General features: G+C 53.5%; 21 protein-coding genes. 9 read left to right on the forward strand and 12 right to left on the reverse strand.

Annotation, left to right across the window (positions count from 1 at the left end):
- Positions 1-13 precede the first annotated feature (13 nt).
- The 11 genes from AB0A83_RS07660 to AB0A83_RS07710 all read right to left on the reverse strand — a co-directional run bounded on the left by AB0A83_RS07660 (position 14) and on the right by AB0A83_RS07710 (position 11503).
- The gene (locus AB0A83_RS07660; RefSeq protein WP_367155922.1) at positions 14-268 is read right to left on the reverse strand and encodes a Txe/YoeB family addiction module toxin; all 255 of its coding nucleotides are present in this window, start codon (positions 266-268) and stop codon (positions 14-16) included.
- Positions 265-519 carry a type II toxin-antitoxin system Phd/YefM family antitoxin gene (locus AB0A83_RS07665; protein WP_367155923.1) on the reverse strand — a complete coding sequence of 85 codons (255 nt, stop codon included), beginning with the start codon at positions 517-519 and terminating at the stop codon, positions 265-267. Before AB0A83_RS07665 ends, AB0A83_RS07660 begins: the two co-directional genes overlap by 4 nt.
- Positions 520-562: 43 nt before the next feature.
- Positions 563-985: a CRISPR-associated protein Csx16 gene (gene csx16, locus AB0A83_RS07670; RefSeq protein WP_367155924.1), complete on the reverse strand. Its 423-nt coding sequence runs from the start codon at positions 983-985 to the stop codon at positions 563-565.
- Between the two features lie 2 nt (positions 986-987).
- Entirely contained in the window at positions 988-2646 is a 1659-nt protein-coding gene (locus AB0A83_RS07675) for an RAMP superfamily CRISPR-associated protein (RefSeq protein ID WP_367155925.1), read from the reverse strand.
- A gap of 84 nt (positions 2647-2730) precedes the next feature.
- On the reverse strand, positions 2731-3717 hold the full coding sequence (locus tag AB0A83_RS07680) for a CRISPR-associated protein Csm7 (RefSeq protein WP_367155926.1): 987 nt from the start codon (positions 3715-3717) through the stop codon (positions 2731-2733).
- The gene (csm3, locus tag AB0A83_RS07685; protein ID WP_367155927.1) at positions 3717-4436 is read right to left on the reverse strand and encodes a type III-A CRISPR-associated RAMP protein Csm3; all 720 of its coding nucleotides are present in this window, start codon (positions 4434-4436) and stop codon (positions 3717-3719) included. Before csm3 ends, AB0A83_RS07680 begins: the two co-directional genes overlap by 1 nt.
- A 14-nt stretch (positions 4437-4450) precedes the next feature.
- Positions 4451-4831 (reverse strand): type III-A CRISPR-associated protein Csm2, encoded by a 381-nt coding sequence (gene csm2 / locus AB0A83_RS07690; RefSeq protein ID WP_367155928.1) that lies wholly within the window; start codon positions 4829-4831, stop codon positions 4451-4453.
- 120 nt (positions 4832-4951) lie between these two features.
- The gene (gene cas10, locus AB0A83_RS07695) at positions 4952-7636 is read right to left on the reverse strand and encodes a type III-A CRISPR-associated protein Cas10/Csm1 (RefSeq protein WP_367155929.1); all 2685 of its coding nucleotides are present in this window, start codon (positions 7634-7636) and stop codon (positions 4952-4954) included.
- Positions 7637-7737: 101 nt separating this feature from the next.
- Positions 7738-8835: a CRISPR-associated ring nuclease Csm6 gene (csm6, locus tag AB0A83_RS07700; protein ID WP_367155930.1), complete on the reverse strand. Its 1098-nt coding sequence runs from the start codon at positions 8833-8835 to the stop codon at positions 7738-7740.
- A 100-nt stretch (positions 8836-8935) separates the two neighbouring features.
- Entirely contained in the window at positions 8936-9907 is a 972-nt protein-coding gene (cas6, locus tag AB0A83_RS07705; RefSeq protein WP_367155931.1) for a CRISPR system precrRNA processing endoribonuclease RAMP protein Cas6, read from the reverse strand.
- Between the two features lie 843 nt (positions 9908-10750).
- Positions 10751-11503: a hypothetical protein gene (locus AB0A83_RS07710; RefSeq protein ID WP_367155932.1), complete on the reverse strand. Its 753-nt coding sequence runs from the start codon at positions 11501-11503 to the stop codon at positions 10751-10753.
- Positions 11504-12155: 652 nt separating this feature from the next.
- On the opposite strand from AB0A83_RS07710, the gene AB0A83_RS07715 reads away from it, so the two are divergent.
- The 8 genes from AB0A83_RS07715 to AB0A83_RS07750 all read left to right on the forward strand — a co-directional run bounded on the left by AB0A83_RS07715 (position 12156) and on the right by AB0A83_RS07750 (position 20578).
- Positions 12156-13085: an EAL domain-containing protein gene (locus tag AB0A83_RS07715; RefSeq protein WP_367155933.1), complete on the forward strand. Its 930-nt coding sequence runs from the start codon at positions 12156-12158 to the stop codon at positions 13083-13085.
- 36 nt (positions 13086-13121) lie between these two features.
- Positions 13122-13616: a hypothetical protein gene (locus tag AB0A83_RS07720; RefSeq protein WP_150047713.1), complete on the forward strand. Its 495-nt coding sequence runs from the start codon at positions 13122-13124 to the stop codon at positions 13614-13616.
- 344 nt (positions 13617-13960) lie between these two features.
- On the forward strand, positions 13961-15490 hold the full coding sequence (locus tag AB0A83_RS07725; RefSeq protein WP_367155934.1) for an alginate export family protein: 1530 nt from the start codon (positions 13961-13963) through the stop codon (positions 15488-15490).
- A gap of 159 nt (positions 15491-15649) precedes the next feature.
- A complete protein-coding gene (locus AB0A83_RS07730; RefSeq protein ID WP_150047715.1) occupies positions 15650-16657 on the forward strand; it encodes a sulfate ABC transporter substrate-binding protein in 1008 nt (335 codons plus the stop codon).
- 173 nt (positions 16658-16830) lie between these two features.
- Positions 16831-17658 carry a sulfate ABC transporter permease subunit CysT gene (gene cysT / locus AB0A83_RS07735; RefSeq protein ID WP_150047716.1) on the forward strand — a complete coding sequence of 276 codons (828 nt, stop codon included), beginning with the start codon at positions 16831-16833 and terminating at the stop codon, positions 17656-17658.
- A 12-nt stretch (positions 17659-17670) separates the two neighbouring features.
- Complete coding sequence (gene cysW / locus AB0A83_RS07740; protein WP_150047717.1) at positions 17671-18552, forward strand: sulfate ABC transporter permease subunit CysW; 882 nt, start codon at positions 17671-17673, stop codon at positions 18550-18552.
- Positions 18553-18574: 22 nt separating this feature from the next.
- Positions 18575-19609 (forward strand): sulfate ABC transporter ATP-binding protein, encoded by a 1035-nt coding sequence (locus tag AB0A83_RS07745; protein ID WP_150047718.1) that lies wholly within the window; start codon positions 18575-18577, stop codon positions 19607-19609.
- A 39-nt stretch (positions 19610-19648) separates the two neighbouring features.
- On the forward strand, positions 19649-20578 hold the full coding sequence (locus AB0A83_RS07750; RefSeq protein WP_367155935.1) for a LysR substrate-binding domain-containing protein: 930 nt from the start codon (positions 19649-19651) through the stop codon (positions 20576-20578).
- Here AB0A83_RS07750 and AB0A83_RS07755 read toward each other — a convergent pair.
- A complete protein-coding gene (locus tag AB0A83_RS07755) occupies positions 20575-21453 on the reverse strand; it encodes an HDOD domain-containing protein (protein WP_367155936.1) in 879 nt (292 codons plus the stop codon). The two genes, AB0A83_RS07750 and AB0A83_RS07755, sit on opposite strands and share 4 nt — an antisense overlap.
- Positions 21454-21993: 540 nt before the next feature.
- Here AB0A83_RS07755 and AB0A83_RS07760 point away from each other — a divergent pair.
- A complete protein-coding gene (locus tag AB0A83_RS07760) occupies positions 21994-23109 on the forward strand; it encodes an AAA family ATPase (RefSeq protein ID WP_367155937.1) in 1116 nt (371 codons plus the stop codon).
- Positions 23110-23112: the final 3 nt, after the last annotated feature.

The raw sequence follows: 23112 nt of genomic DNA on the forward strand, positions 1-23112 counted from the left end.
GTGGTTCCGACATTCAGTAATGGTATCGGCATTGCACGATAGTCACGGTGGCAGCATCGGTCTTGTAAACCAGTCGATGTTCGCGGTCTATGCGTCGGGACCAGTAGCCGGACCAATGGTGTTTAAGCGGTTCGGGATCGCCAATGCCGGTGAAGGGGTGGCGTTTGATGTCTTCGATCAGGGTGTTGATCCGTTTGAGCTGCTTTTTATCGGTAGCCTGCCAATACAAGTAATCGTCCCAAGCGGCGGTCGCCCAAGCCAGGATCATGGCTCGATCAAATCATGGGTGACGGCTTTCCCCGCCTCCACTTCCGCGATGGCCTGGTTCAACCGCTGTGCATTGACCGGGCTGGCCATTAAATACGCGGTTTCCTCAAAGGACTTGTAATCTTCCAAGGACAAAATCACCGCCGGTTTGCCGTTTTGGCGAGTGACCAACACCGGGTTATGGTCGTCGTTGACTTTATCGAGGATGCTGGCGAGGTTGCTGCGCAGCGTTGAATAATTGATGGTATCCATGAGCGGCTCCGTGTTTATATGCCTGTCGGCATTGTAAGAGTACTTATTTTTGTACGCAATTGGCGATTTCTGACCGAGTTTGGCAACGGTGCGCGTAGGAGCGACGCCAGTCGCGATCTTGATTTGAAATCGCGACTGGCGTCGCTCCTACAAAATAACCCTTAATCACTCCAGGCCTGGCGGCGTCGTTAGCTCGTCGTTCCAGCCGGGTACCGCATTCGGCCATTTGCGCGGCGCTCAATTCCTGCCCCCGCCATTGTTCCGGCGCGTTCAGCGATAGATGCAAATAAACCGCGCTTTTGTTACAGACTTTCGCCGCCAAATTGACCGGCAAACTGCCGATGATGGTGTCGCCCGGCTGAACGAGATCGATGTCCAGATGAGCGATTTGCCGATCCACGCTGATGCCTTGTTGCTCGGCCCAGGCAATAGCGCCGGGGTGGCGGGGGATGAAGTAGGTGGGCATGGTTAACCTTGCAGGTATTTCAATACTTTCTGGCTACGTTCTTTGAGTTTCACTTTCTGTTTGTTATCTCCGGCAAAATCCGGCATCCATTTACCTGCCGTCTGCATGAGTGCTTGCACTTTTTGAGCGACGATTTTCGCCTCTTCACTTTGCCAGCGGCCTTTTTCCAGCTCTTGTAACAAGCGGGTGTCGTGTTCCGCCAATTGAATGGGTTTTAGAAAGGCTTCGAGTTCCTGATCCAGTGGACTTAAGTTTGCCAGACGCGCTTGTTCGGCTTCGGCTTTCAGGCGTTCTTGTTCGGCCTGTTCCTGTTCTGCCTGTTTTCTTGCCTGTTCCTGCTGTTGCCTCAATTCCGCTTGCTGTTTTAGCGCCCGTTGCTTGTTCAGTTGATTTTGCATCCAGTGGGTTAGTTCGGCGTTGTTGCTTTCCAGCCAATGCTGTAATTGAACGTCGGGGGATTTGGGATCGATTTCAACCAACACCCAGCCGAAGGGTAGTAAGTTACGCTTGTCGCTGATGCCTTCAGACGCTAACCACCAGGTTTTTGGCGTACTCGCGAAATCGGGCTTTTCACCTCGCCCTTTCATGATTTTGATGCTTCTTACACCGTTCAGCGTCAACCCCTCAGCCCCACTGTGATGGCCCAAGCGCAGCAAAAACGTATCGCCGTCATTGAGTCGTTTCAACAAGCCACCCTCCAGTATTTGCTGCATGGTGTTTTGCCAATCGGCTTGCAAGTAGCCTTGTTCCTTCATGCCCTGCAATTCCTGCCAGAACAAATGCATGTAGAAGGCATTACAGGCTTTGGCAATGTCTTTGATAGTCCAATGCAGGTTTTGTTTGGGCAGTTTGCGGTCGTCTTGGCCGATGCTTTGGGTGTTCAGCAAGGTCAGGCTGCCGGTAAAACTTTGATAATGCTTGGGAACAATACATTCCAGTAATTGGTAAAGATTGCTGGCTTCGGCTTGGGATAGCACCGGTTTACCATCCTTCATGACCGGTTTGCGCTTGCGATTCACGGCGAATTGGATTTGGCAGGCGGGCCTGTCGATACTTCCATGCCAGGAAGCATCACCAAGCGAAATCAATCGCATGGGGTCGGTATGAAATTTACCGTCTCCAAATAAGCGTTGCTGTAATTGTTGGTTTCGTTCGTTTCGTTCCTTCAACGGTTTTTCGTCGTTGAGTCCGTCCAATAATGCGGTTCTGATTGCGCCTTTGATACTACTGCCGGGTAACAGCGGGGTTCCATCAACCGGGTTATAAAAGGTGCGATCGATTTCCAGTTTATTGATGACTCGTTTACCTTGCCCCTCATGCTGAGCAACCTTACCAATCCGTTTTTCATACAAGTTTTTGATACCCGTGGCGGTTGGCACAGGCGCGTTGGCAAACGCCAGCAATTTTTCACTATGCCGATGAAAAAACGCCTGAACGCTGGTCAGCATGGCATCGTCCGGCTTGCCGTTGACGATGGCCAGCAATTGCTGTCTTTCGGCGGCGCTCAAGCCTGCTAGCGCTGCGCTGCTGTCAAAACCGTACAAGGCGCCTGCTTCTTCATCGATCACATAATTGCCCGGTTGGTAGCTTTCATCGGTGCCAATGTGTACGGGTGATAGCGGGGTAAATTTCAGGGTGTAGTGTTGTAAAAAATGGCTCATGAGCATTCCCGGCCTAATTCTATGATGATGCAAATCTGCTGTAGGAGCGATGCATAGTCGCGACCTGACAGCATCCAATCGCGACTATGCGTCGCTCCTACCAAGTGTTACCCCGATTACTGGTGAATAGCCTTGCTGTACCGTGGACGACAGGGTTTTCGATAACTCGCCGTTGCCGCCAATGCCTTGACCGATAAAACCGGATTCCGGCGGCTGGGTGGCAAATATGGCGGCGGTTTGCGCCAGCAATACCGGATTTTTGAACGGCTTGCCTGCCTGATGCACCGCGATGTCGCCGTGGCGGCCAAAGCGGGTGAACAACTGATAAAAGCTGTTTTTACCGTCAAATCCCAGGCCTTGCGGTGCGCAAGGCGCCAGGGTCAGACAGGCGTTGGCCGAGGCTTGGCCGGGCAGCGGCAGTGCGTCGAAGGCTGCAAGGCTAAACTTGCCCAAACCGATGCTGGCGTCGCGACCGAAGCCAATATTGCCGATGTCCTGCAGACATTGTTTGCAGTCATCCGCACTGAGCCGCTGAATATCCAGCAGTACATAAACCGTCCAGGCCATGCCGGGGATAAACCATTCCTGTTCGACGCTGTATGGGGCAAAGCCGTCTTTGCCGGTGGTATTGGTCTGGCGGTTGATGGTGTTGTGGGGTTGCGGATGTTTTTCGCTGAGGATGCTGGGTTTTAATCGCGACGGGGCGTCGCTCCTACAAATATTTTCGGCCAGTGTTTTGGCGTCTACGGCGTGATGAAGCCAATCTGGCAAGGGTTCTGCCACAGCGGTTAACGGCAGCCAGCAACGCTTTTTTACCGCTTTGCGGTCTGCTGCATTGACAGGACGAAACCAGTGTCCCGGTAATTTCGGCAGTGGCAGGAAGCCTTGCGGAAAGGCATCGGAAACGACCGCAAATGGCCGGTTTTGCGTGTATCCGGCCAAGACATCGCTTAAACGGTCTTCGCCGAAGCGGTTGCGAATCGCCCAGCACAGCTGTCCAAACAGGGTGTCGCCCTTCATCGGCGTGGCAAATGCCGATAACGGTATCAGCGTGACGGAAAAGCTTTGCATCAGGCCGCCTCTTGTAAATTGACTTGTTCCAATCTGGCTTGAATGTCTTCCCCATCCAGCTTTAAATCCCGGAACGCGATTTTGCCGTAACCGCGCGAGCCGGAGCCGCCCAGACCGGTGAGTTCAAGTAATTTCAGTCCAACCAGAATCGTGTCGATCAAGTCTTCGTGGTCGTGGACTCGAAGGGTGAGGTTGAAGTCGAATCGGGCAGTGGCGGGTACGCGTTCGGTGTTGCGGGGATGTTCTGCAGTCCCCTTGATGCGGTCGATCATGTTTTCCATTTTAGTTTCAGTCAGCAACAGGTTTTTGCTGTCCATCTGTTTCGCCCAATCCGGTTCCAGAGCGCAGTCCCAAAAGGACAAGCGGCTAGGACCGATCTCGCTCAATAAATCCGGCGAAATGTCGCCGTCCGGCGCACCGCCGAATAATTTGATCAGGTTTTTGGCCTTATCCAGGACCTTGCCATCCAGTTTTTTCAAATGTTTGAAACTCAATGGCTGACCGTCGGTATGACCTACCACGCCGAGCTGCCATTCCAGCAGACTGCGCATCTTGCCCTTGATACTGGAACCTGGAATATAGGGGTGCTGGGTAATCGGGTTTTTGATGACCGGATTGTCGGTGCCGCCGATATGAATTTCCGTGTTGCCGCTACCGATATGCAAGCCGCTCAACAATTCGATTTTGCCGGTGATTTTTTGGATATGGGTTAATTGCATCAGTCTGGCTCCGATTAGTTAGGGCGTTCTTGCTTGTAAAAGCCCATGAAGGCTTCCATGAATAATTTGAAGGTATGTAAGGTTTCCGCACTATCGACTTGTTTAAGGCCGTGATTTAAAAGCCCGACAAAGGTCGGGTCGACCAGTTTTCTGCCTTCCGCATAGGCCACTTTGGCATTGAGCATTTTGATGAACGGCAGATATTCATCAAAACTCTCCGGTTTTAAGTTGGTTTTCTGATCCCACATCACCAATTCGTCGTAAAACTTTCTGAGCTGGGTGGCCTTGTTGACGCGATCCCCGGCACGGGCAACCTGTTTAGCGGCGTCTAGCGCAATACTGTTAAACAGCTCCGGATTGAGCTTGTCATTGGTCTTGCTGAGTTTGAAATCCATGTTGATCTCCTGTCGTAAAATTTTGTTATGCCGTTAAAAATCGGTAGCTTGTAGGAGCGACGCATAGTCGCGAATTAACGCATTAAATCGCGACTATGCGTCGCTCCTACGGTCCAAACTTCAATCGCGCTGTTGATACAAATGACAAAATAACGCGACCCGATAGTTGCCGCCGTGCCGGATGATGCCGGCATTGGCGATTTCCTCCGCCAATTCTTGCTGACGGCGTTTGCGTTGTTCCCTATCCAGGTGCTTGTTTCTTTCCAGCATGCGTACCGTCCTATAGGCGAAGTAACTGTGCCAAAGGGCGTTTTCCGGTTTTTCACCAACCTTTTCCGCCATATCGATCAAATTCAGCAAGCCATACACATAACCGGTACTTAAATTCAATTCACTGGCTAATTCGTCCAATCGCACACTGCGTAATTGCACCGCATCGTATTCCGACCAGAACATCGTCTGATTAAAACAACTAACCGCATTTTTAGGGGCTATCTGTTCATGATTGGGGTTATGCGTTTTAGCTTGCTCCAAAACCTCTTCGGCCATTTCGCCCAGTTGATTGATCGGCAAACCGGGCTTGGTGGTGCTGATGCCAGCGGAAAAGTGTATGTGCCGGTTATCCGCCACATAGGTTTGAAAAGCTTGTCGCATGTCGCTTGCCAATCTGATTTGAGACAACCAGGGGCCGATCAGGAAAAAGTCGTCGCCGCCGGCAAATACCGTGTAGGTGTTTGGATACTGGGTTTTGCAGAGCCAAGGCAAATACACCGTGAAGAAGGCATTGATTTGCCGCGACAGCGCGGCGGTTTTGCTGAAGCTGGTATCGTTGCCGAGGCCGGACTGGAAAATCATGCCTAAGTTGTCCACGTCGCCTTTCAAGGTAGACAGGGCGCTGATGCCGCGCCATTGGTGATTTTCCTGAAAGACCTGATCTTCGCAGGCGATGTGATTCAAGGTCTTGGCGTCGCCAAGTTCCAATAGATCTTCGTCGGCATACTTACCCAGCGCCGCTTCGGCATGGGCTTTGTCATCGTATAAAGGAATGTACGCGTTGATGTTACGCCGGGCATAGCCGGTCCAAAGCGCTTGCTCGGCAGATTGGGGCAAGGAGAAATCCCAGGCGCGCAGTAAATTGCCGTTCCTGGCCTGTTCGCCGAATTTGCCCTGTTCTTCGGCGCTTTTGGCAAAACAGACGTGATAGCCGAAGATCGGGATTTTCAACGCATGCTCCATGCCCAGCGATTGGCGGGTGATCAAGATGCGCTCTCTATCCTCCCTTGCCAGCCAACTGCCAGTGTTTATTTGGTCGTTGGCCAATTCACTAACCCAGATATCGTTATTGAGAATTTTAGCCGGCGAGCGGCCGTCTATTTTGCACTCGCCATGCTCGAATTCATCGAGAAAACCTTTGAATACGATTTGTGGGCTGTTGCAGAGATCGAAACGCTGGGATTTCTTGATGTCCATCTGCTCGAACAGTTTGTCGATCAATTGGCGGTAGGGGCTGCGGTCATCTGAGCGCGACGAGGAGGTCGCTCCTACATGGCGGCGAAAATCATTGCAGGCCGCTTCGGTCCAGGCCAGACCGAAGCCAGCTTGGCCGTAACTATGCTCGAGAAACCATTGATCGAGTTCTTGCTGTACTTGCTGCAGCTTGGCTTTGGTTTCGTCGGTGTTGGGTGCCACGATCATGAACTTGCCGGCAGCATTGATGACTTGGCTGGTCGAAGGCAAATCCAAAGCATCCAACACTTTGAGTGCCGCGCATTCACTGAGCAGAGACACGTAAAACGAGCGGCCGCGCAGCAATTTGGCGGCACGCTTGTTGGTTTCGCCGCCATTGGCAAAGATGAAATCCTGGATGCCGAAAAAGTCGCCCTGTATCAGCAGAAATTTTTGCTCTTGCCAGCCATCAGTTTGATCGCTGAGTTGCTTGCGGGCGTTGTCGTCGGTTTGTTTGTTTTCATGATGGTAACGCCACAACGCAGTCGCCAAAGCCGCTGTCACGCGCGAATGGTCGTAAAGAGAGACATCGGGACGGACATTGAAGGCTGTGGCGGACGGAATGGCTTGGGTATAGACGCCCCAAACGGTTTCGAAATGATCGAGCCACAATGACCAGTTTTGCCGGTGAGATTTCGGCATTTTTTGCAACGCTTGCAAAAAGCCGTCCCAGAGTTGCCGATACTCCTGTTGAGCCTTTTGTTTATCGTTATGTTCGTAACCTTCGGCTTTAACCGGAAAAATGCTGTCCGGTGACAAGGGCTTGAGCGGGTAGCGATATTTAAAATCGGTTTCAGCCATTTCAGGCTGATGGATTTGTTCGAATAGCGTCAACTGCCTTGCGGTGTAATGGTTTTTTCCAGACCGAGTTTTATCTTCACCTTGGTTATAGAGTTCGAATTCTTCCCGGTCGAAACCCGATGCCACCCGGTCGGCAGTCGCAATGAGCCACTGTAAAAAGCTCTCCGGTTTGTGATGTTTGGCGGCGGCATTGATGAAGGAATCGTCGACGTCCTTGGTTTTCCATGAGCCAAACGGGGCGAAATCTTCCCCGGTTAAATCCGGCAAATAGCCTTCTATCAGGTCCATTGCCAAACCGGTATAGGCCGCGTGAACGTGAGTGAAATGGCCTTTGGCATCGGTTAATGCTTTCGGATGCGGACAATACAACTGTTTATTTACATCCAAGGTTGCCTGATCGACGGGCAACTTTGCCCGCTCGGCAAACTTGCCCAAATCATGCAAAAAAGCCGCCAGGGCAATGCGGCTGGATTGTTCCAACAAAGGGCTGATACCCATGTTTGTTCTCCCATTTAAATGTATTGTTTTCGATTCAATTAGTTGTAGGAGCGACGCCAGTCGCGATTTTAGGGCGTTTCCAATCGCGACTGGCGTCGCTCCTACGAGGTATCTACGCTAATCTGTTCCGGCTCGAGTTTTATCGAGTATCGGGTTCTCGGCCTCTTTCCTTCCGCCTGTATCAAATAAGCCTGAGCCGCATGCGACAAGGCTTGATTAATAGCCTTGTTGATCCGCGACTTGCGCTGCTCGAAGAAGGTCTTGCTCATGCCGTTTTGCAAGGCGGCTATGGTACGGTCGGCGCCGCCCAGTTCGCCGTTGATGCGGCGGTATTGCTGCAAATACTGGGCGGCATAGTCTCGTTCCGGCGCGCCGTCGCTGGGGCATTGCGGCGCGGGTTGTCCGTCGGCTTGCCGTTGCAGTATCCACAGGTAAAACGCTAGGTCAGCGGGTATCTGCTTGACCGGGGTTCCTTGTGCGATCAGCATGCGTTTGGCTAAATCTATGATTAGGTTTGCGGGGCCTAACGCTTGTTGGGCGTTGGCCACGGTCTGGCTGAAGCTGGTTTTGCCGTCCAACAGGGCTTGATCGAGGCCGTGACGTAATCTAACAAACGGGATGTCGGCCAGCATGACTTCGGCTTGCCGGGTGTCCAGCGGTTTGCGGCTGGGGTCGTTACCGTAGATGACTTGGGAATAGGGCGTTGGGTAATAAAATTGCGGGTGCGATTCGTAATCCGCCGCCACCAGCACGTGGCTGAGTTTGTCCTGACTGCGGCCATACAGCGATAAGGCGTAGCCGGCGTAAAAGCCCATGGTCTTGCGGCCGCCGGCGATGGAGACGTGCAGCGCGGTTTCGGCATCGGCGGTAAAGGTTCTGATCCATTCGGTGATGCCGTCGGCCATGGCTTGGTTGTCGGCTTGGCTGCGAATGTCGTTGAGCGGGTCGCCGTTGGCATGTTGCAGGATATGGATATGCTCTTCGGAAAACCGGACTGCCGGCAAACCATAGTCTTTATAAAATCGGGCCAGCCAGCCGTCGTTGATCAGGGTGAGTTTGGCGCGTTGGCAGCCTTCCGCCGTGGTCAGAATGTGGATGGCGACAGGCATGTCGCCACCCTGGCGATGCAAGGCATACAGGGTTTCGGTGACGACCTGCGGGGTTAAACCGGTGACAGCGAGCAAGATGCTTTGATTCATTGGGCTTTTGTGGCGTTACCGTTGGAATGGTAGGAGAGACGCACAGTCGCGAATCGAAAGTCTGTCATCGCGACTGTGCGTCGCTCCCACGCTGGCCATGTTAAGGGATCGATGCTTCATCATCCCCAACTGGCAAGCTTGCCGGCTTTACTGAATAAGCCCCCAGGCCCATGCTGGTGGCCTTGCCGACATGCGTCCACTGGCCAAGCCAGAGATAGGGCCAGAAGGCGTCCAGCCCTTTAGTGTCCAACTTGATGCTGCCGACCAAGCCGCCCAGATTCATTTCGGTTTGCTGGCGCGACGAATAACGCGTCCAGTCGTACCATTGCAGTTGTTGTTCGACAATTTCGATTTGTCTGGCTTGGACGGTGAGTCCGGCAAAATCCGTTTCCAGCGGGGTGTCGGTATGAAAGTAGCTGATCATCGAGATGCGCCGCAGCAAGGTGCTGAACAGTGCACCGAAATTGAAATCGCTTGGCGTCAGGTTTTTTTGTTCGTGCTTGATCCGCAACGGGCTATGAAAGGTCAGTTCGACGCATGCCGGCATGTCCGGTACCGGCGGCGACAGGGCAGGTTGTTGCGGCAACAAAGCCCCGTTTTGGTAAATGCTCCGGCTATTGCCTTGCGTGTCAAGTTCGTCGATTTGGATTAGATCAAAGACTTGGCGCTTACCGCCTATGCCGTCTTTGCCTGCTGTTTGTAGGGCATGAATCAAGTAAGGAAAGTAGCGCTGACCATGGCCGAACAGGATCAAATCGAGGTTGTAATTCGAGTCGATAGACGAGCTTTCCGGCAAACGTAAAACAAAAGGGTGTGGCGCCGCAGTGTATTTGCGCATTTTTTCGGCATCGGCCGGCGGCGGCGTTTCAAATACATAGCTGTATGCACAGGCATTTTTTAATAAACACTGGCTGCAGGGCGTATTTCTAACCACGCAGACGGTTCGTTTTAGTGCATGACCTAGTGCGCCGCGCCAGGCTGAGCCGGGGTAATCAGGTAAGCGGACGGGCTCTATGGTCTGGAAAAAGAAGCGGTAACTCTTAAGTGGAACAATAGGGTAAGCCGAAGACATTGTGTAACCTCCTTGTTAACATTGTGCCAAATCTAACAACCATGTTCTTTCTTGGCAAGCTTTTCACTTAGCGTTCGCAGTCGGTCTTCACCGGTAAAGCTTGTGCTTGTATTAACGCCTCAGGTCCTGTTGTAATTCCGCCAAAGTGGGCGGTGTTGCCCATAACTGGCGGTATAGGCTCATTGCAACGCCCCAGTGTGCCATAACACAATCGGAATCGAGTTCGGCGATGTGAGCAAAGGTTTTCTTGGCTTCGTCCTACCAAAACGAATGTAGCATCGCGACCGCGCGGTTAAATTCTAGCTGCGCTGCCGGTGAACAGGAAACGACAAAGTTCGCCGTACCCAGTTTTTCCTGCCCGATGCCTTGTATCGTGGTGATCGCCTTCGGCCAAAAGCGGCGCAGACGCAAGTAGCGCCAGCCAAGCTATTAGGTTTTTCATTGTTGTCCTCCAGATGCTTGTGGGGGGGGCTTCGAGTCGTTCGGACCAAACTCAACCATACCGGCTGTTTATAGCGAATAACTACATGCTATTAATGCCAATATGCATAGATAAATTTGGAAAGCGCCCTTGAATTTTATCGCTGTCATATGCGCGGGGCGAAGAAGGAGGATTATTCAAACAGCAATTGAGCGATGTACAGCTTTGTATCCTATTTCCGACCATACCGAAAAGCATCCTTTGTCCGCTTATGGTCGATCCAAGGCATTCAAAATCCGGTTGGGTTTGTATCGGAACCGGTGGCGGTTTTGAAATTGGACTCAGTGGTGGTTTTGATCGGAATACGTAAACAGGGAGAACCGTCCCCGATCCTCCCTTTTCATGACCGCTCGTTGCCGATCTTATGCAAGCATCGATTTACGCCGACTACGCAGCCCCAGGCCTAACACAGCGCTAGCAAACAACCCGGCAGCGCCGGGCAACGGCACTTGCGACACGGTGATGGTATCGCCGTTCAGCGCGAAATGCAGGGTATCCGAGCTAAAAGTAATTCTATAGTCGCCGTGATCCAGAATCGGATCGACATACCCGTTGGGCGCGGAAAAACTGTCGCCGGCATTGATTCCGGCCGCCGCTTCCGCATCGGTCAAGCGATAATCGGCAATCACGTATTGGTAACTACCGGCCGCCAGGGTAATGTCGAACGCGGGATCGCGGCGAAAGTGAATCGAGCCGTCCGCCGCGCCTTGCGCTTGAGTCAGGCTGGTCAAACTAAGCGTACTATTGCTGACCGCCGTGCAATTGTTGGCAATGTCGTCGCATCGGGCCAAATGATTCGCGGCGCTCAGCGGATTAGCGGAACCGTCGTCCAAATACCAATGCGTATCCGGGTCCAGCCAAGTCAGCTCGCCGTCGCCGTTTAAATCGGCCGTGTAGTAACCGGCGGTCGAAATATTGCTTTGCGAAGCCTCGTAAGCCAGCAAATTCACGCTAAAGCTGCCGGCGACCGGCATGTCAATCTTCCAGACATCGAAGGTGGTGCCGTCTTCCTGCAAAAACAAGGTAGCGTCGATCGTCAAAGTATTGGCTTGGACCGGCCCGGCAGCCGCTGCCAGCAAAGCGGCCGCAATCGCGGCGCGTAATACAAAATTCATTACCATCTCCTATGTTGAAAATAAAAACGACGTTCCGTCAATCCGGCGCACATTGCCGGCGCAGCCTATCCGAACCACCACGCCACTGTCGTTAATCCCAAACCTAGGCGGTCGCATTGGATGCGGTTGGGGGGCGTCGTGAAAAAGCCTTGTCTTGCTGAAGCCAGCCACCGACCGGCGCCGCCGTAAACCGATACTTAGCCGGACGCGGTAAAGCCCTATCAATAACGCAAAAACCGGACCAATACTCAATTCCTTATTCGGCCAGCCTCGGCCGGCAAACATACAGACTTAAGGCGCTAGTCGCTATGGCAAACGACGCAACTTGGGTGAAATGCCACAGCCGCACTGGGTTTCACGCCGACGGCCAGACATACGCAAACCAGCGAAACCGGAGGGGGGCTTGTCCCGCGCCGAACGCGCAAAAAAACCGCCACGCTACGTAGGCCCGCTTTCCGATTTATGAAAATACGGCTTGAGCTGCCAAGCCGAGGTCATGCAAGACTCGATATAAAAGCACGCACAATATATGAATAATGCCGGCAACTTAGCCTTATCGCCAATTAATATAAACATCTCTAATAATATCGTTTTGCATCGCCGACCAATTTGAATAAACTCTGTTCCAACTTCAAATTAAACGGGAAAAAAGATGTTAGCGAATATTCTACAAACGCTTACCAGCGAGCTTGAGCAAACCTTATACCTTAATTTAAACGAATTTCGCCTGGAAACCAGCGATGATGAATTACTCAGCCGATATATCGGTCTGAAATTACGTAGTGAATTTCAAGCGATTTTCGAAATCGGTAACCCGGATGGGCTGATAGGCTACGAAGCCTTGCTCAGGCCCTCGACCGGCATCGACGCCGTGTCGCCCGGCTTCGCATTCACGATAGCGGACAACGAAGGCAAATTGGTCAAGCTGGATCGGGTAGCCCGCACCCTGCACATGCTGAATTATCTGACCTTGCCGGATAAACGCGGCTTGTTGTTTTTGAATGTACACCCCAAGCTGATCAGCAGCGTTTCCGCCCACGGCAAGGTCTTCGAAACCTTGTTGCATCGCCACTCCGTGCCGACCCGGGAAGTCGTCATCGAAGTCAACGACGGCGAGTTGCAAACCGCTGCAGGCTTGCGCGACGCCATTGACAGTTATAAAGACTGCGGATACCGCATTGCCATCGATCAGTTTGGCAACGCGCTATCCAAGTTGGACCGCTTATGGCGCCTATCTCCGCATTTCGTCAAGTTCGATCCGTGCGTCGTCAAGCAAGCCGAGCGAGACGGCAAATTCCGTCGCGCCCTGCCTAAGCTGATCGAATGGGTGGAAGCGATGGGCGCCCGTTGCGTAATCACCGGCATAGAAAACGAAATCCAATTGGACATCGCCAGCAATGCCGGCGCGCAATTATTACAGGGCTACCATTTGGCCAGGCCGGCGTCCGCATCAGCCATCGGCCGCGCCGCACCGCCGGCTCGCCAGCATGCGCCGATGAGCGGCGAACCTCACCATTTCGGCAGCTTTAGCGTGGCCGTGCCCAGCCTTAAGTCGGCCGAACGCAAACCTCTAAGGCATTGACAGCCTGCTTATTCGAACCTGAATCCGGAGTTGAACATGCGACATTTAAGCTCATCGATACCGCGAAAATTGGTCTTTCCCGCCTTATTCAGCCTGGGCGCAACGGCATTTCCGCTTGCGGCCGCGAGCGACGATGCCAAGCAAATCGCCCAGCGGCACGCCGACAACTGGACGCAAACACTGGAGGCCGCGCAAGGCGAGGACATCATGGAGTTGTACGCTTCTTCCAAACCCACGGTCATTTTTCCCAGCGGCCGGGTAGTGGATTCCCAACCGGAACTGGAAAACTTTTGGCACGGCTTTTTGGATTCAAAAGGCGCGAAGACTCGGATGACCGTTGCCGACGCGCACTTCAACAGCACGGGCGGCCGTGAACAATCCAACGTGGTCGTCGCCAAATACCTGGTGGTTCGGGAAAATCAGCGCCGGCCCTACCTATTTACCCTGAATAAAACCCAATGGCGGCTGGACACGGTATTGACCCGCCAAACCAACGGCCAGTGGAAAACCCAATTGCAAAATTGGCATTAGCATTAGGCGCCCCCGCCACTTTGTCCCGCCTGTTACGGCGGGATTTTTTTTGCCGCAAAGACGCCGTTGCCGTTCCGTTAAGCAACGGCCTAGCGGCCTTTGCACCTCAATTTACCGCCTGTTATGCCCGAAAACTATATCGATATAATAATTCAGCATATCACCGGTTTCGCATTGATTATCTATATTTATCGTTTTATGCAAAAACACAGATTAATTAAACTATATTTCAAGCGGTAAGCAACTGAAATCAGGCTGAATGATATTGATTAAAAACGCTAGTCAAACTGAATTCAGCTACTCCTAATTCATTCCATGAAACCAGAATAAGACAAGGCACAATAATGAACAAGCAGTTAATTTCACGACACGGCAAATACTTATTGGCCGCTTTAGTAATAGCGCAATCGGCGCACGCCGAAGATTACTACCGTAAAACCAAAGCTTACCGGCTGGAGCCGGAACCGGACCCGCCCAGTTACGTGCGCAATCTGAGTAAGACTCAGTTCGAGCAATTCCGGGACGTCGAATGGCTGGACGTCGGCCTGGATTTTCGTACTCGCTACGAATACCGGGAAAACGATTTGCGCCGCCGCAACGATCCGACCACCGGCGCTACCTTGGACAAATACCGCGCCGATCCGGATAACCTGTGGCTGCTGCGCACTCGGGCTTACCTGGGCGTCAAGGACATTCTGGACCCGTTGCGTTTCGCGGTGGAATTCGAAGACGCCAGAAGCTACAACGGCCGCTACGAACGCACCGACGCCGACATCAACGAATTCGAATTGATCCAAGGTTACGGCGAGTTGTATTTCGACAATGCCTTGGGCCCCAACCGGCCGATCAGCATCCGTGCCGGCCGCCAATCGCTGGAACTATTGGACCGGCGCCTGATAGGCAATAACCAGTTTCGCAACACCACCAACAATTTCGAAGGCTACCGAATCCGTTTCGGCAAGAAACAAAACAACTGGGACCTGGATACCTTCGCGCTGCAACCGGTAGAACGTTTGAAATACGACTTCGACCGGCCGGACGAAGACACCTGGATTTACGGCGCCGTGCTCAGCCTGAAACAATGGTCCGAATACGTCACCATCCAGCCGTATTTTCTGGGCCGTAAGGTTAACGGCGACCCTTACAATCCGGTCAAGCTCCATCGCAAAAACGATATGGACATCTACGCGCCCGGCCTGCGGGTTTACGGTTTGTTCGGCGACAGCGGCTTCGATTTCGATGCCGACATCAACAAGCAATTCGGCCGTTTCGGCTACACCCGTAGCGGCGTCAAGGAACAGTTGATGCTGCAACACGACACGATTGGTTATGCCTTGGAACTGGGGTATAGCTTCGACCACGCCTGGAAACCGCGTGCCAGCGTGTTTTACGCCTACGGCAGCGGCGACAAAGACCCGAACCGCTTTGCCAGCAGCGGAAGTAACGAACGCTTCGACGCGTTTTACGGCTTCAATCAACCCTGGTCGCGCAACGATTATTTTTCCTGGGATAACATCCACGCGCCTAAAGCCCGTTTGGAATTTGCCCCTTACGACGGAGTGCGGATAGACACCGGCTATAACGCCTATTTCCTGGCCAGCGAGACCGAAGCCTGGAACCGCGCGAATCTGCGCGACGTGACCGGTAAAAGCGGCAGTTTTCTGGGCCACGAGTTCGACATCCGCCTGCGTCACAAACTTAACGCTTACGTGGACTGGAGTTTGAGCTACGCCCGCTTTACCCCGGGGGATTTCACTCTATCCCAAGACGAAAGCAGTTCCGCCAACGGACCTTTTACCACGGAGCCCAGCAACTTCTTTTATTTCGAAGTGTCGCTCAACGCCTTCGGCGACGGCAAGCCCAAATACCGCTAGTCCGCCTTATTCGGCTTAGGCGCTTGCCGCCTAAGCCGGAACGCAGTCTTGACGCTTTTTATATCTTATTTTGTGATATTTATTTCTAATTAAATCGCTTTTTATCAATAAAAACTCTGGCTACGATACGTACAACCTTACTTAATTCAGGAAATCGACATGACAGCGCATCATCCTCTCAAGCCACTGCTATTGGCATTGGCGCTATTTGCCGGCAGCGGCAGTGCCGGCGCGGACCGGACTTTACTCAACGTCTCCTACGATCCGACCCGGGAACTTTACCAAGCCTTCAACAAGGAATTCATTCAACATTGGAAAAGCAAAACCGGCGAAGACATCGAAGTGCAACAATCGCACGGCGGCGGCGGCAAACAAACCCGCGCCGTGATCGACGGTTTGGAGGCCGACGTGGTAACCCTGGCCTTGTCGTATGACATCGACCAAATCTCCGCCAAGGCCGGCTTGCTGCCCAAAGACTGGCAAAATCGCCTGCCCAACCACAGTGTGCCTTATACCTCGACCATCGTGTTTTTGGTCCGCAAAGGCAATCCCAAACAAATCAAAGATTGGGACGATCTGGCGAAAGACGGGGTATCGGTGATTACCCCCAACCCTAAAACCTCCGGCGGCGCCCGTTACAACTACTTGGCCGCATGGGCCTTTGCGGAAAAACGTTACGGCGGCAAAGAAGCGGCTAAGGACTTTGTCAAAAAGCTGTTTAAAAACGTGCCGGTACTGGATTCCGGCGCGCGCGGCTCGACCACGACCTTTATCCAGCGCGGTATCGGCGACGTGTTGATCACCTGGGAAAACGAAGCCTTTTTGGCGCTGAAGGAATACGGTGCGGCGGAATTCGAACCGGTAGTCCCGCCGCTGAGCATCAAGGCGGAAACTCCGGTCGCCATAGTCGACAAAATCGTCGACAAAAACGGCACCCGCGACTTGGCCGAGGCTTATCTGAATTATCTGTACACGCCGATAGGACAAAAATTGGTAGCCAAGCACTTTTACCGCCCGGCCTTGCCGGAACATGCGGAGGCCGCCGATCTGGCGCGCTTCGCCAAGCTGGAACTGATCACGGTGGACGGCCAATTCGGCGGTTGGGTCAAAGCTCAAGCCGAGCATTTCGACGACGGCGGTAGCTTCGATCAAATTTATACGCCTTAACGATCATGAAGGCCTGGCAATCGCCCCGGCAAATGAAAGGGAGTTGGTAGGAGCGACGTCTAGTCGCGATGATGGCCTTGCGAATCGCGGCTATCTGTCGTTCCCCCCATAACTTTCATAGTAAACCCTTTAAGCGGACAAGTTGTTGCCCCCAACTCGACTCTAGGAACGTTATGCCTCAAAGCTACATCATGCCCGGATTCAAACCGGCACTGGGTTTCACCCTGCTGTATCTGACCCTGATCGTGCTGATACCGCTGAGCGCCTTGCTGCTGAAATCCTTGCAACTCAGCCCGGACCAATATTGGGCGCTACTGACCAATAAGCGGGTACTGGCTTCGTTTCAGGTCAGCTTCGGCGCCTCGCTGCTGGCCGCCGCCGTCGCCGCCGCGCTGGGATTCTGCATTGCCTGGACCCTGGTGCGTTATCCCTTCCCCGGCAAGAAGCTGTTCGACGCGTTGATAGATCTGCCGTTCGCGCTGCCGACCGCGGTCGCCGGCATCGTATTGGCGACGCTGTACGAGCCCAAAGGCTGGATAGGCAGCTGGTTGCTGCAAGCCTTCGGCATACACGTGGCTTATAAACCCTTGGGGATAGTCGTGGCGCTGATTTTCATCGGCCTGCCGTTCGTGGTGCGCACCGTAGAACCGGTGTTGCAGGAGTTCGACAGCGCAATGGAGGAAGCCGCTGCCAGCTTGGGCGCCGGCCGCTTGCAAACCTTTTTGAAAGTGATTTTCCCCAACGTGCTGCCGTCGGCCATCACCGGCTTCGCGTTAGCATTCGCCCGCGGTGTCGGCGAATACGGCTCGGTGATTTTCATTGCCGGCAACATGCCGTACGTGTCGGAAATCGTGCCGCTGTTGATCATTACCAAACTGGAACAGTACGACTATGCCGGCGCCACCGCAATCGGTTTGACGATGTTGTTACTGTCGTTTTTGTTGCTGCTTTTGGTTAACAGCCTGCAGTGGTGGGTACGCCGCCGCGGCGGGCAATTGTAAGGAGAAACCAACGTGAGTACTTCGACTGCCTATTTCAATCGCCGCAGCGCGCAAACCGCCGATCCCGCCTGGCTGCGTTATGTCTTGATCGCCGTTACCTTGGGCGTGATCGGCCTGTTTTTGATCCTGCCGTTGGCCGCGGTGCTATTGGAAGCTTTCGCCAAAGGCTGGTCGGCCTACGCGGACAGTCTCGGCCAGCCGGACACGTTGGCCGCAATACGTCTGACCCTGTTAACGGCAGCTATTGCCGTGCCGTTGACCGCCTGGTTCGGCATTTGCGCGGCCTGGGCCATCGCCCGCTTCGAATTTCGCGGCAAAAGCCTGTTGCTGACCCTGATCGATTTGCCGTTTTCGGTTTCGCCGGTCATCGCCGGCCTGATTTACGTGCTGGTATTCGGCGCCCAAGGCTGGCTGGGCCCGTGGCTGTCCGCGCACGACATCAAAATCATTTTCGCGGTGCCCGGCATCGTGCTGGCCACGCTGTTCGTGACCTTTCCGTTCGTGGCCCGCGAATTGATTCCGTTGATGCAGGAAATCGGCCACGAAGAAGAGGAAGCCGCCTTGTCGTTGGGCGCCAGCGCTTGGCAAATGTTTTTCAAAGTCACCTTGCCCAACGTCAAATGGGGCTTGCTGTACGGCGTGTTGCTGTGCAATGCCCGAGCGATGGGCGAATTCGGCGCGGTCTCGGTGGTTTCCGGTCACATTCGCGGTTTGACCAACACCCTGCCGCTGCACGTTGAAGTCAGCTACAACGAATACCAATTCGTCGGCGCCTTCGCCGGCGCTTCGGTGCTGGCCAGCCTGGCCGTACTGACGCTGCTGGCCAAAACCGCGCTGGAATGGCGGCAACGCAAAACCTTGAAGGCTTTACGCGCCGGCCGTCTACCCGATTAACGCATCCCACGAGAACTTCGCCATGAGCATACGTTTAAAACACATCAGCAAACAATTCGGCGCTTTCAACGCGTTGCACGACATCAGCCTGGATATCCCGGAAGGGGAACTGGTGGCCTTGTTGGGCCCGTCCGGCTGCGGAAAAACCACGCTGTTGCGCATCATCGCCGGTCTGGAAACCGCCGACCGGGGCGAAATCTACTTGCTCGGCGACAATGTCACCGCACAACCGGTCAAAGAACGCCGAATAGGTTTCGTATTTCAACATTACGCCTTGTTCCGGCACATGACGGTGTTCGACAACATCGCCTTCGGCTTAAGGGTCAAGCCGCGCAAATTGCGCCCCAGCGAAGCGCAAATCAGAGACAAAGTGCACGCCTTATTGCAGTTGGTGCAATTGGATTGGCTGCACGACCGGTTTCCGGAGCAACTGTCCGGCGGCCAGCGGCAAAGGATAGCCCTGGCCCGCGCCTTGGCCGTGGAACCCTCCGTATTGTTGCTGGACGAACCGTTCGGCGCATTGGACGCCAGCGTGCGCAAAGACTTGCGGCTGTGGTTGCGGCATTTGCATCAGGAACTGAACGTCACCAGCATTTTCGTAACCCACGATCAGGAAGAAGCCATGGAAGTCGCCAGCCAAATCGTGGTGTTGAACCACGGCAAAATCGAGCAAAAAGGCAGCCCCGGCGAAATTTACGACCACCCGCACAGCGATTTCGTCTCGCGCTTCATCGGTCATACCAACGTACTGCACTTCGGCCGGGACGATGCGCCGTGGTTGCAAAACATAGACCTGGCTGTAGGCGACAAACAGGGCAACGTCGCCCATGTGCGTCCGCACCATATCGAAGTCAACAAAGCGGACCATTCGCCGATCCGGGTTAAGGACTGGCAGCATTTGGGCGGCTTCATCCGCCTGGAATTGCAACGGGAAGACCCTAGCGACCCAAATGCCACGCTGTACGCCGAGGTGGCGGACGAGCAATTTAAAACCCTTAACTTGCAAAAAGGCCAGCCGGTCAAACTGCGCATCAAGCAAGCGCGTTGGTTTGCCTAGCACTTTATCCGATCAGCAGCGCACACGGGAACGCGAACCATGAACTTTAGCCAATTGGAATTGCTGCGGGTATTGCAAGCCACCGCTTTCAACTTGTCCAAAGCCGGCGACAAATTGAATATCGTGCAATCGGCCGCCAGCCGACAAATTCAGTTGTTGGAAGACGAACTGGGTAATCCTTTGCTACACCGAACCGGCAAGAAAATCGTCGGCTTCACTCGGCTGGGCGAACGGGTGCTGGCGCAAATCGAGGCGATCGAACTGGCTAAACGCAATATTCTGAGCATCGCCAGGGAATACAAAAATCACAGAGACGGCGAATTGCGCATCGCCACTACTCATACTCAGGCCAAATATTTTCTACCCGGCCCTATCCGCTGTTTTCGCCAGCAATTTCCGCACATCCGAATTTACATGGTACAAGCGTCGCCGCATCAAATCGTCGACTTGCTGCACCAGCACGAGGCGGATATCGCGATATGCACCGAAAAACTGGACGAAGACGAACAGTTGGCGGTAGTGCCTTGTTACGAATGGCACCATATCGCCGTGGTACCGCACGGTCACCCGTTCGCGGAGCAAGCGGTCAGCCTGCAAAACCTGGCATCTCACCCGCTCTTGACTTACTCGCCGGGCTATACGGGTTACAGCAACATCGCCAAAGCCTTTCAACAAGCGGGCTTGCAGTTTAATGCGGTACTGTCGGCGGCCGATTCCGACGTGATCAAAACCTATGTTCGGCAAGGCGCAGGAGTGGGCATCATTGCCGGTACTTCATACGAAAGCGCGCTGGACGGCGATTTACTGCGCGTGGATTTATCGTCGCTCATCCCGCGCTCGCAAACCAAAATCGCCTATTTGAAACCGCTGTATTTGCCGGGCTTTCTGCAACATTTTTTACAACTCTTACAAGACGGCAACGCCGGCGCCACCAACGTGAAGCCGCTACGGCAAATGCGTAGCGCTTAGTAAATGCTCATGCTTTGCGGGCGCAAAATGGAAATTACGTCCAAGGATTGGAACATCGCTTCGTCGGCGACGTCGGCGATTTCCTCGACGCTAAGTTCTAAACGTTCCAAAACCCCCGGCAAAAAATCCTGTGCCGCGATGCGGGTACGAATATCGCAGATTTCGTGTCCGACCGAAGGTTGAATCGTGCTGGAAACCGCCAGCGCGACGTGCATCACGCAAGCGTCGGTCTGTCTCTCCGCGCAGTCCATGGGTTTTAGCTGGTAGGCAATCAATTCCCAGATGTCGGCCGGTAATTGCCAGACTTTCAATAGCTCGGCGCTGACTTCGCAGTAATCGAAACCGAATTCGGCTTGTTCGGCTTTGGCCAGCGCCATTTCGTCCAATTCGCCGCTGCCTATTACCTTGGCCGACTCGGCCGGAAAACGGCTGTACAAAATCAACTTGCCCAGACAGCTCAATAAGCCGGCAATAAAAAACCGTTCCGTATTCCCTAACTTTAAGCGCACCGCCAAATCTTTGGCCAATATCGCCCGCACCACGCTGTGGTTCCAGAAAATATCCATATTCACCAATTCGGAGGCAATATCCTTGAATTGCTGAGTAACCGAAGTGCCGATGACGATGGCTTTCAGATCGTTCAGCCCGATGATGGAAATCGCCCTGGACAAGGTGTCGATTTTGCTCGGAAAACTATATAGCGCGCTATTGACCATTTTCAATATGGCAGCGGTCAGGCCGGGATCGTGTAATATCGTGGCTTCCAGCTCGGCAAAATCCGGCTCCGGCGCCATCAGCAGTTGATTGACCCTGATCACGATATCAGGCAACGAAAACACGTTGTCGACTTGTTTAACTAACGATGCTGCGTTCATTCATTTCCCCAAATCTATGTCGTCGGAACAAACCGCCGGCAACGTCGGCCTAGCCGCTAACACCGGACTTCGATAGTCTACTTGCCACCGAACCGGCCCAAGCTTTCCGGCTAACCGCACTGTTGCGCCTACCTCCCATAAAATTAGATGAAGTTTGCCAAATTGCCGACCGCTAATCGACTTTTAGCAAGTTGGGCCGTACAACGGCGCTAGCATGTGACGTGACACAAAGAGCGAAGAGCAAAGGTTGTCAAACTCCGCTTGAGGGTATTGACGGCTTATTTCCTACAGTCGGGTGTACGAATATTTTATCCTGTCTTGGTGTATGCCGGCTTTCCGCCACGGTTTCAAACGCCAGTTGGATAGACTGCGCTGCGCTGCGCGGCCAGGCGGGGAAGGGCAAGGATGTGGGCGGGCAGTTACAAGACGGGTTTCTAAGCTGGAGGCACGAACATTAAGCAATAAATTTTTTGCCAAGTATTTTGACAAAAAATTTATTGCTTAATAACATGGCAGTAAAAGTTTTGCCGGGAGTCTGTCGTGCCTCAATACCAACCTCTAACCGATGTGTTGCAAGTGCTGACCGAGCGTTTGCTTGCAAGTGAAAACGTCATTCTCAGCGGTCATCGCCGCATCGGCAAAACCCAGTTAATGCAATATCTGGAAGCCAATGCGCCGGAGGCTTTTCTTCCGACTTACGTGATCGTGGAATCGGCGGATACCGTCGACGAGTTCTATCGAAAGTTGCTTTCTCATTTGGTCGATCAAAGTTTTTTGAATCGTTGGGACGCCTTGGGATGGCAAATCAGTAGCCGCTTCAAAACGATCAACGTGCAAGAGGTGGGTAAAAGCGTCAGGTTCGGCGATGCCAAGGCGCTGGATTATCACGCCGAGTTTTGCCGATTACTGGAACATCTTGAACCGGGCCGGCCCATCGTATTGATGCTGGACGAATTTCCGCAAGCCTTGGAGAACGTTCGAGCGAACGAGGGCGATCAGCAAGTCAGAAAATTGTTGACTACTCAGCGCGAGCTGCGGCAAGAACCCCGGTACAAAAGCAAAATCCAGTTTCTTTATGCGGGTTCCATCGGTTTGCAAAACGTCGTGGAGGGCATGGGGTTTACCAAACACATCAACGACCTGCGCGAAATCAAAATGCGCCCGTTCCGCCGCGACGAGGCTCGGGATTATCTAAAGTGTTTACTGGATAAAAAATCGCTACAAGCCAGCGATGCCTGGTTGGAAACCTTGCTGGATCGTATCGATTGGCTGGCGCCGTTTTACATCAGTTTACTGGTCGACGAGCTTCAGGCATCGCCGCTGGCGGAACAACATATCGACGAGGCCTTTCAAGCCATGATCGGCCATCGCCACAATTTCGAGCACTGGCACAACCGGCTAAAGCCGCAAGCGCTCACTAAACAGGAATATCGTTTCTGCAAAACGCTGCTTAGCTCGGCGGCCGACCCGGAGCGCCTGGGTATCGATTACGGCGAAGCCTGCAATTTGGCGGTACAACACGATGTCATCGACGAAGTCTCCCGTTTGTTGAACATCCTGCAACACGACGGCTATCTGGCCCGCGACCAGCACAATCGCTTCCGTTTCATCTCCCCGGTGCTGCGCGCCTGGTGGTGGAAAGAAATTGCCAACTGACCG

This window comes from Methylomonas sp. HYX-M1 (assembly GCF_040741385.1).
GTDB classification, from domain to species: domain Bacteria; phylum Pseudomonadota; class Gammaproteobacteria; order Methylococcales; family Methylomonadaceae; genus Methylomonas; species Methylomonas rhizoryzae.

Bases quoted from the DNA above. Each gene is read 5' to 3' on its own strand.
- AB0A83_RS07660 (WP_367155922.1), bottom strand. From the start codon at position 268: ATGATCCTGGCTTGGGCGACCGCCGCTTGGGACGATTACTTGTATTGG.
- AB0A83_RS07665 (WP_367155923.1), bottom strand. From the start codon at position 519: ATGGATACCATCAATTATTCAACGCTGCGCAGCAACCTCGCCAGCATC.
- csx16 (WP_367155924.1), bottom strand. From the start codon at position 985: ATGCCCACCTACTTCATCCCCCGCCACCCCGGCGCTATTGCCTGGGCC.
- AB0A83_RS07675 (WP_367155925.1), bottom strand. From the start codon at position 2,646: ATGAGCCATTTTTTACAACACTACACCCTGAAATTTACCCCGCTATCA.
- AB0A83_RS07680 (WP_367155926.1), bottom strand. From the start codon at position 3,717: ATGCAAAGCTTTTCCGTCACGCTGATACCGTTATCGGCATTTGCCACG.
- csm3 (WP_367155927.1), bottom strand. From the start codon at position 4,436: ATGCAATTAACCCATATCCAAAAAATCACCGGCAAAATCGAATTGTTG.
- csm2 (WP_367155928.1), bottom strand. From the start codon at position 4,831: ATGGATTTCAAACTCAGCAAGACCAATGACAAGCTCAATCCGGAGCTG.
- cas10 (WP_367155929.1), bottom strand. From the start codon at position 7,636: ATGGGTATCAGCCCTTTGTTGGAACAATCCAGCCGCATTGCCCTGGCG.
- csm6 (WP_367155930.1), bottom strand. From the start codon at position 8,835: ATGAATCAAAGCATCTTGCTCGCTGTCACCGGTTTAACCCCGCAGGTC.
- cas6 (WP_367155931.1), bottom strand. From the start codon at position 9,907: ATGTCTTCGGCTTACCCTATTGTTCCACTTAAGAGTTACCGCTTCTTT.
- AB0A83_RS07710 (WP_367155932.1), bottom strand. From the start codon at position 11,503: ATGAATTTTGTATTACGCGCCGCGATTGCGGCCGCTTTGCTGGCAGCG.
- AB0A83_RS07715 (WP_367155933.1), top strand. From the start codon at position 12,156: ATGTTAGCGAATATTCTACAAACGCTTACCAGCGAGCTTGAGCAAACC.
- AB0A83_RS07720 (WP_150047713.1), top strand. From the start codon at position 13,122: ATGCGACATTTAAGCTCATCGATACCGCGAAAATTGGTCTTTCCCGCC.
- AB0A83_RS07725 (WP_367155934.1), top strand. From the start codon at position 13,961: ATGAACAAGCAGTTAATTTCACGACACGGCAAATACTTATTGGCCGCT.
- AB0A83_RS07730 (WP_150047715.1), top strand. From the start codon at position 15,650: ATGACAGCGCATCATCCTCTCAAGCCACTGCTATTGGCATTGGCGCTA.
- cysT (WP_150047716.1), top strand. From the start codon at position 16,831: ATGCCTCAAAGCTACATCATGCCCGGATTCAAACCGGCACTGGGTTTC.
- AB0A83_RS07745 (WP_150047718.1), top strand. From the start codon at position 18,575: ATGAGCATACGTTTAAAACACATCAGCAAACAATTCGGCGCTTTCAAC.
- AB0A83_RS07750 (WP_367155935.1), top strand. From the start codon at position 19,649: ATGAACTTTAGCCAATTGGAATTGCTGCGGGTATTGCAAGCCACCGCT.
- AB0A83_RS07755 (WP_367155936.1), bottom strand. From the start codon at position 21,453: ATGAACGCAGCATCGTTAGTTAAACAAGTCGACAACGTGTTTTCGTTG.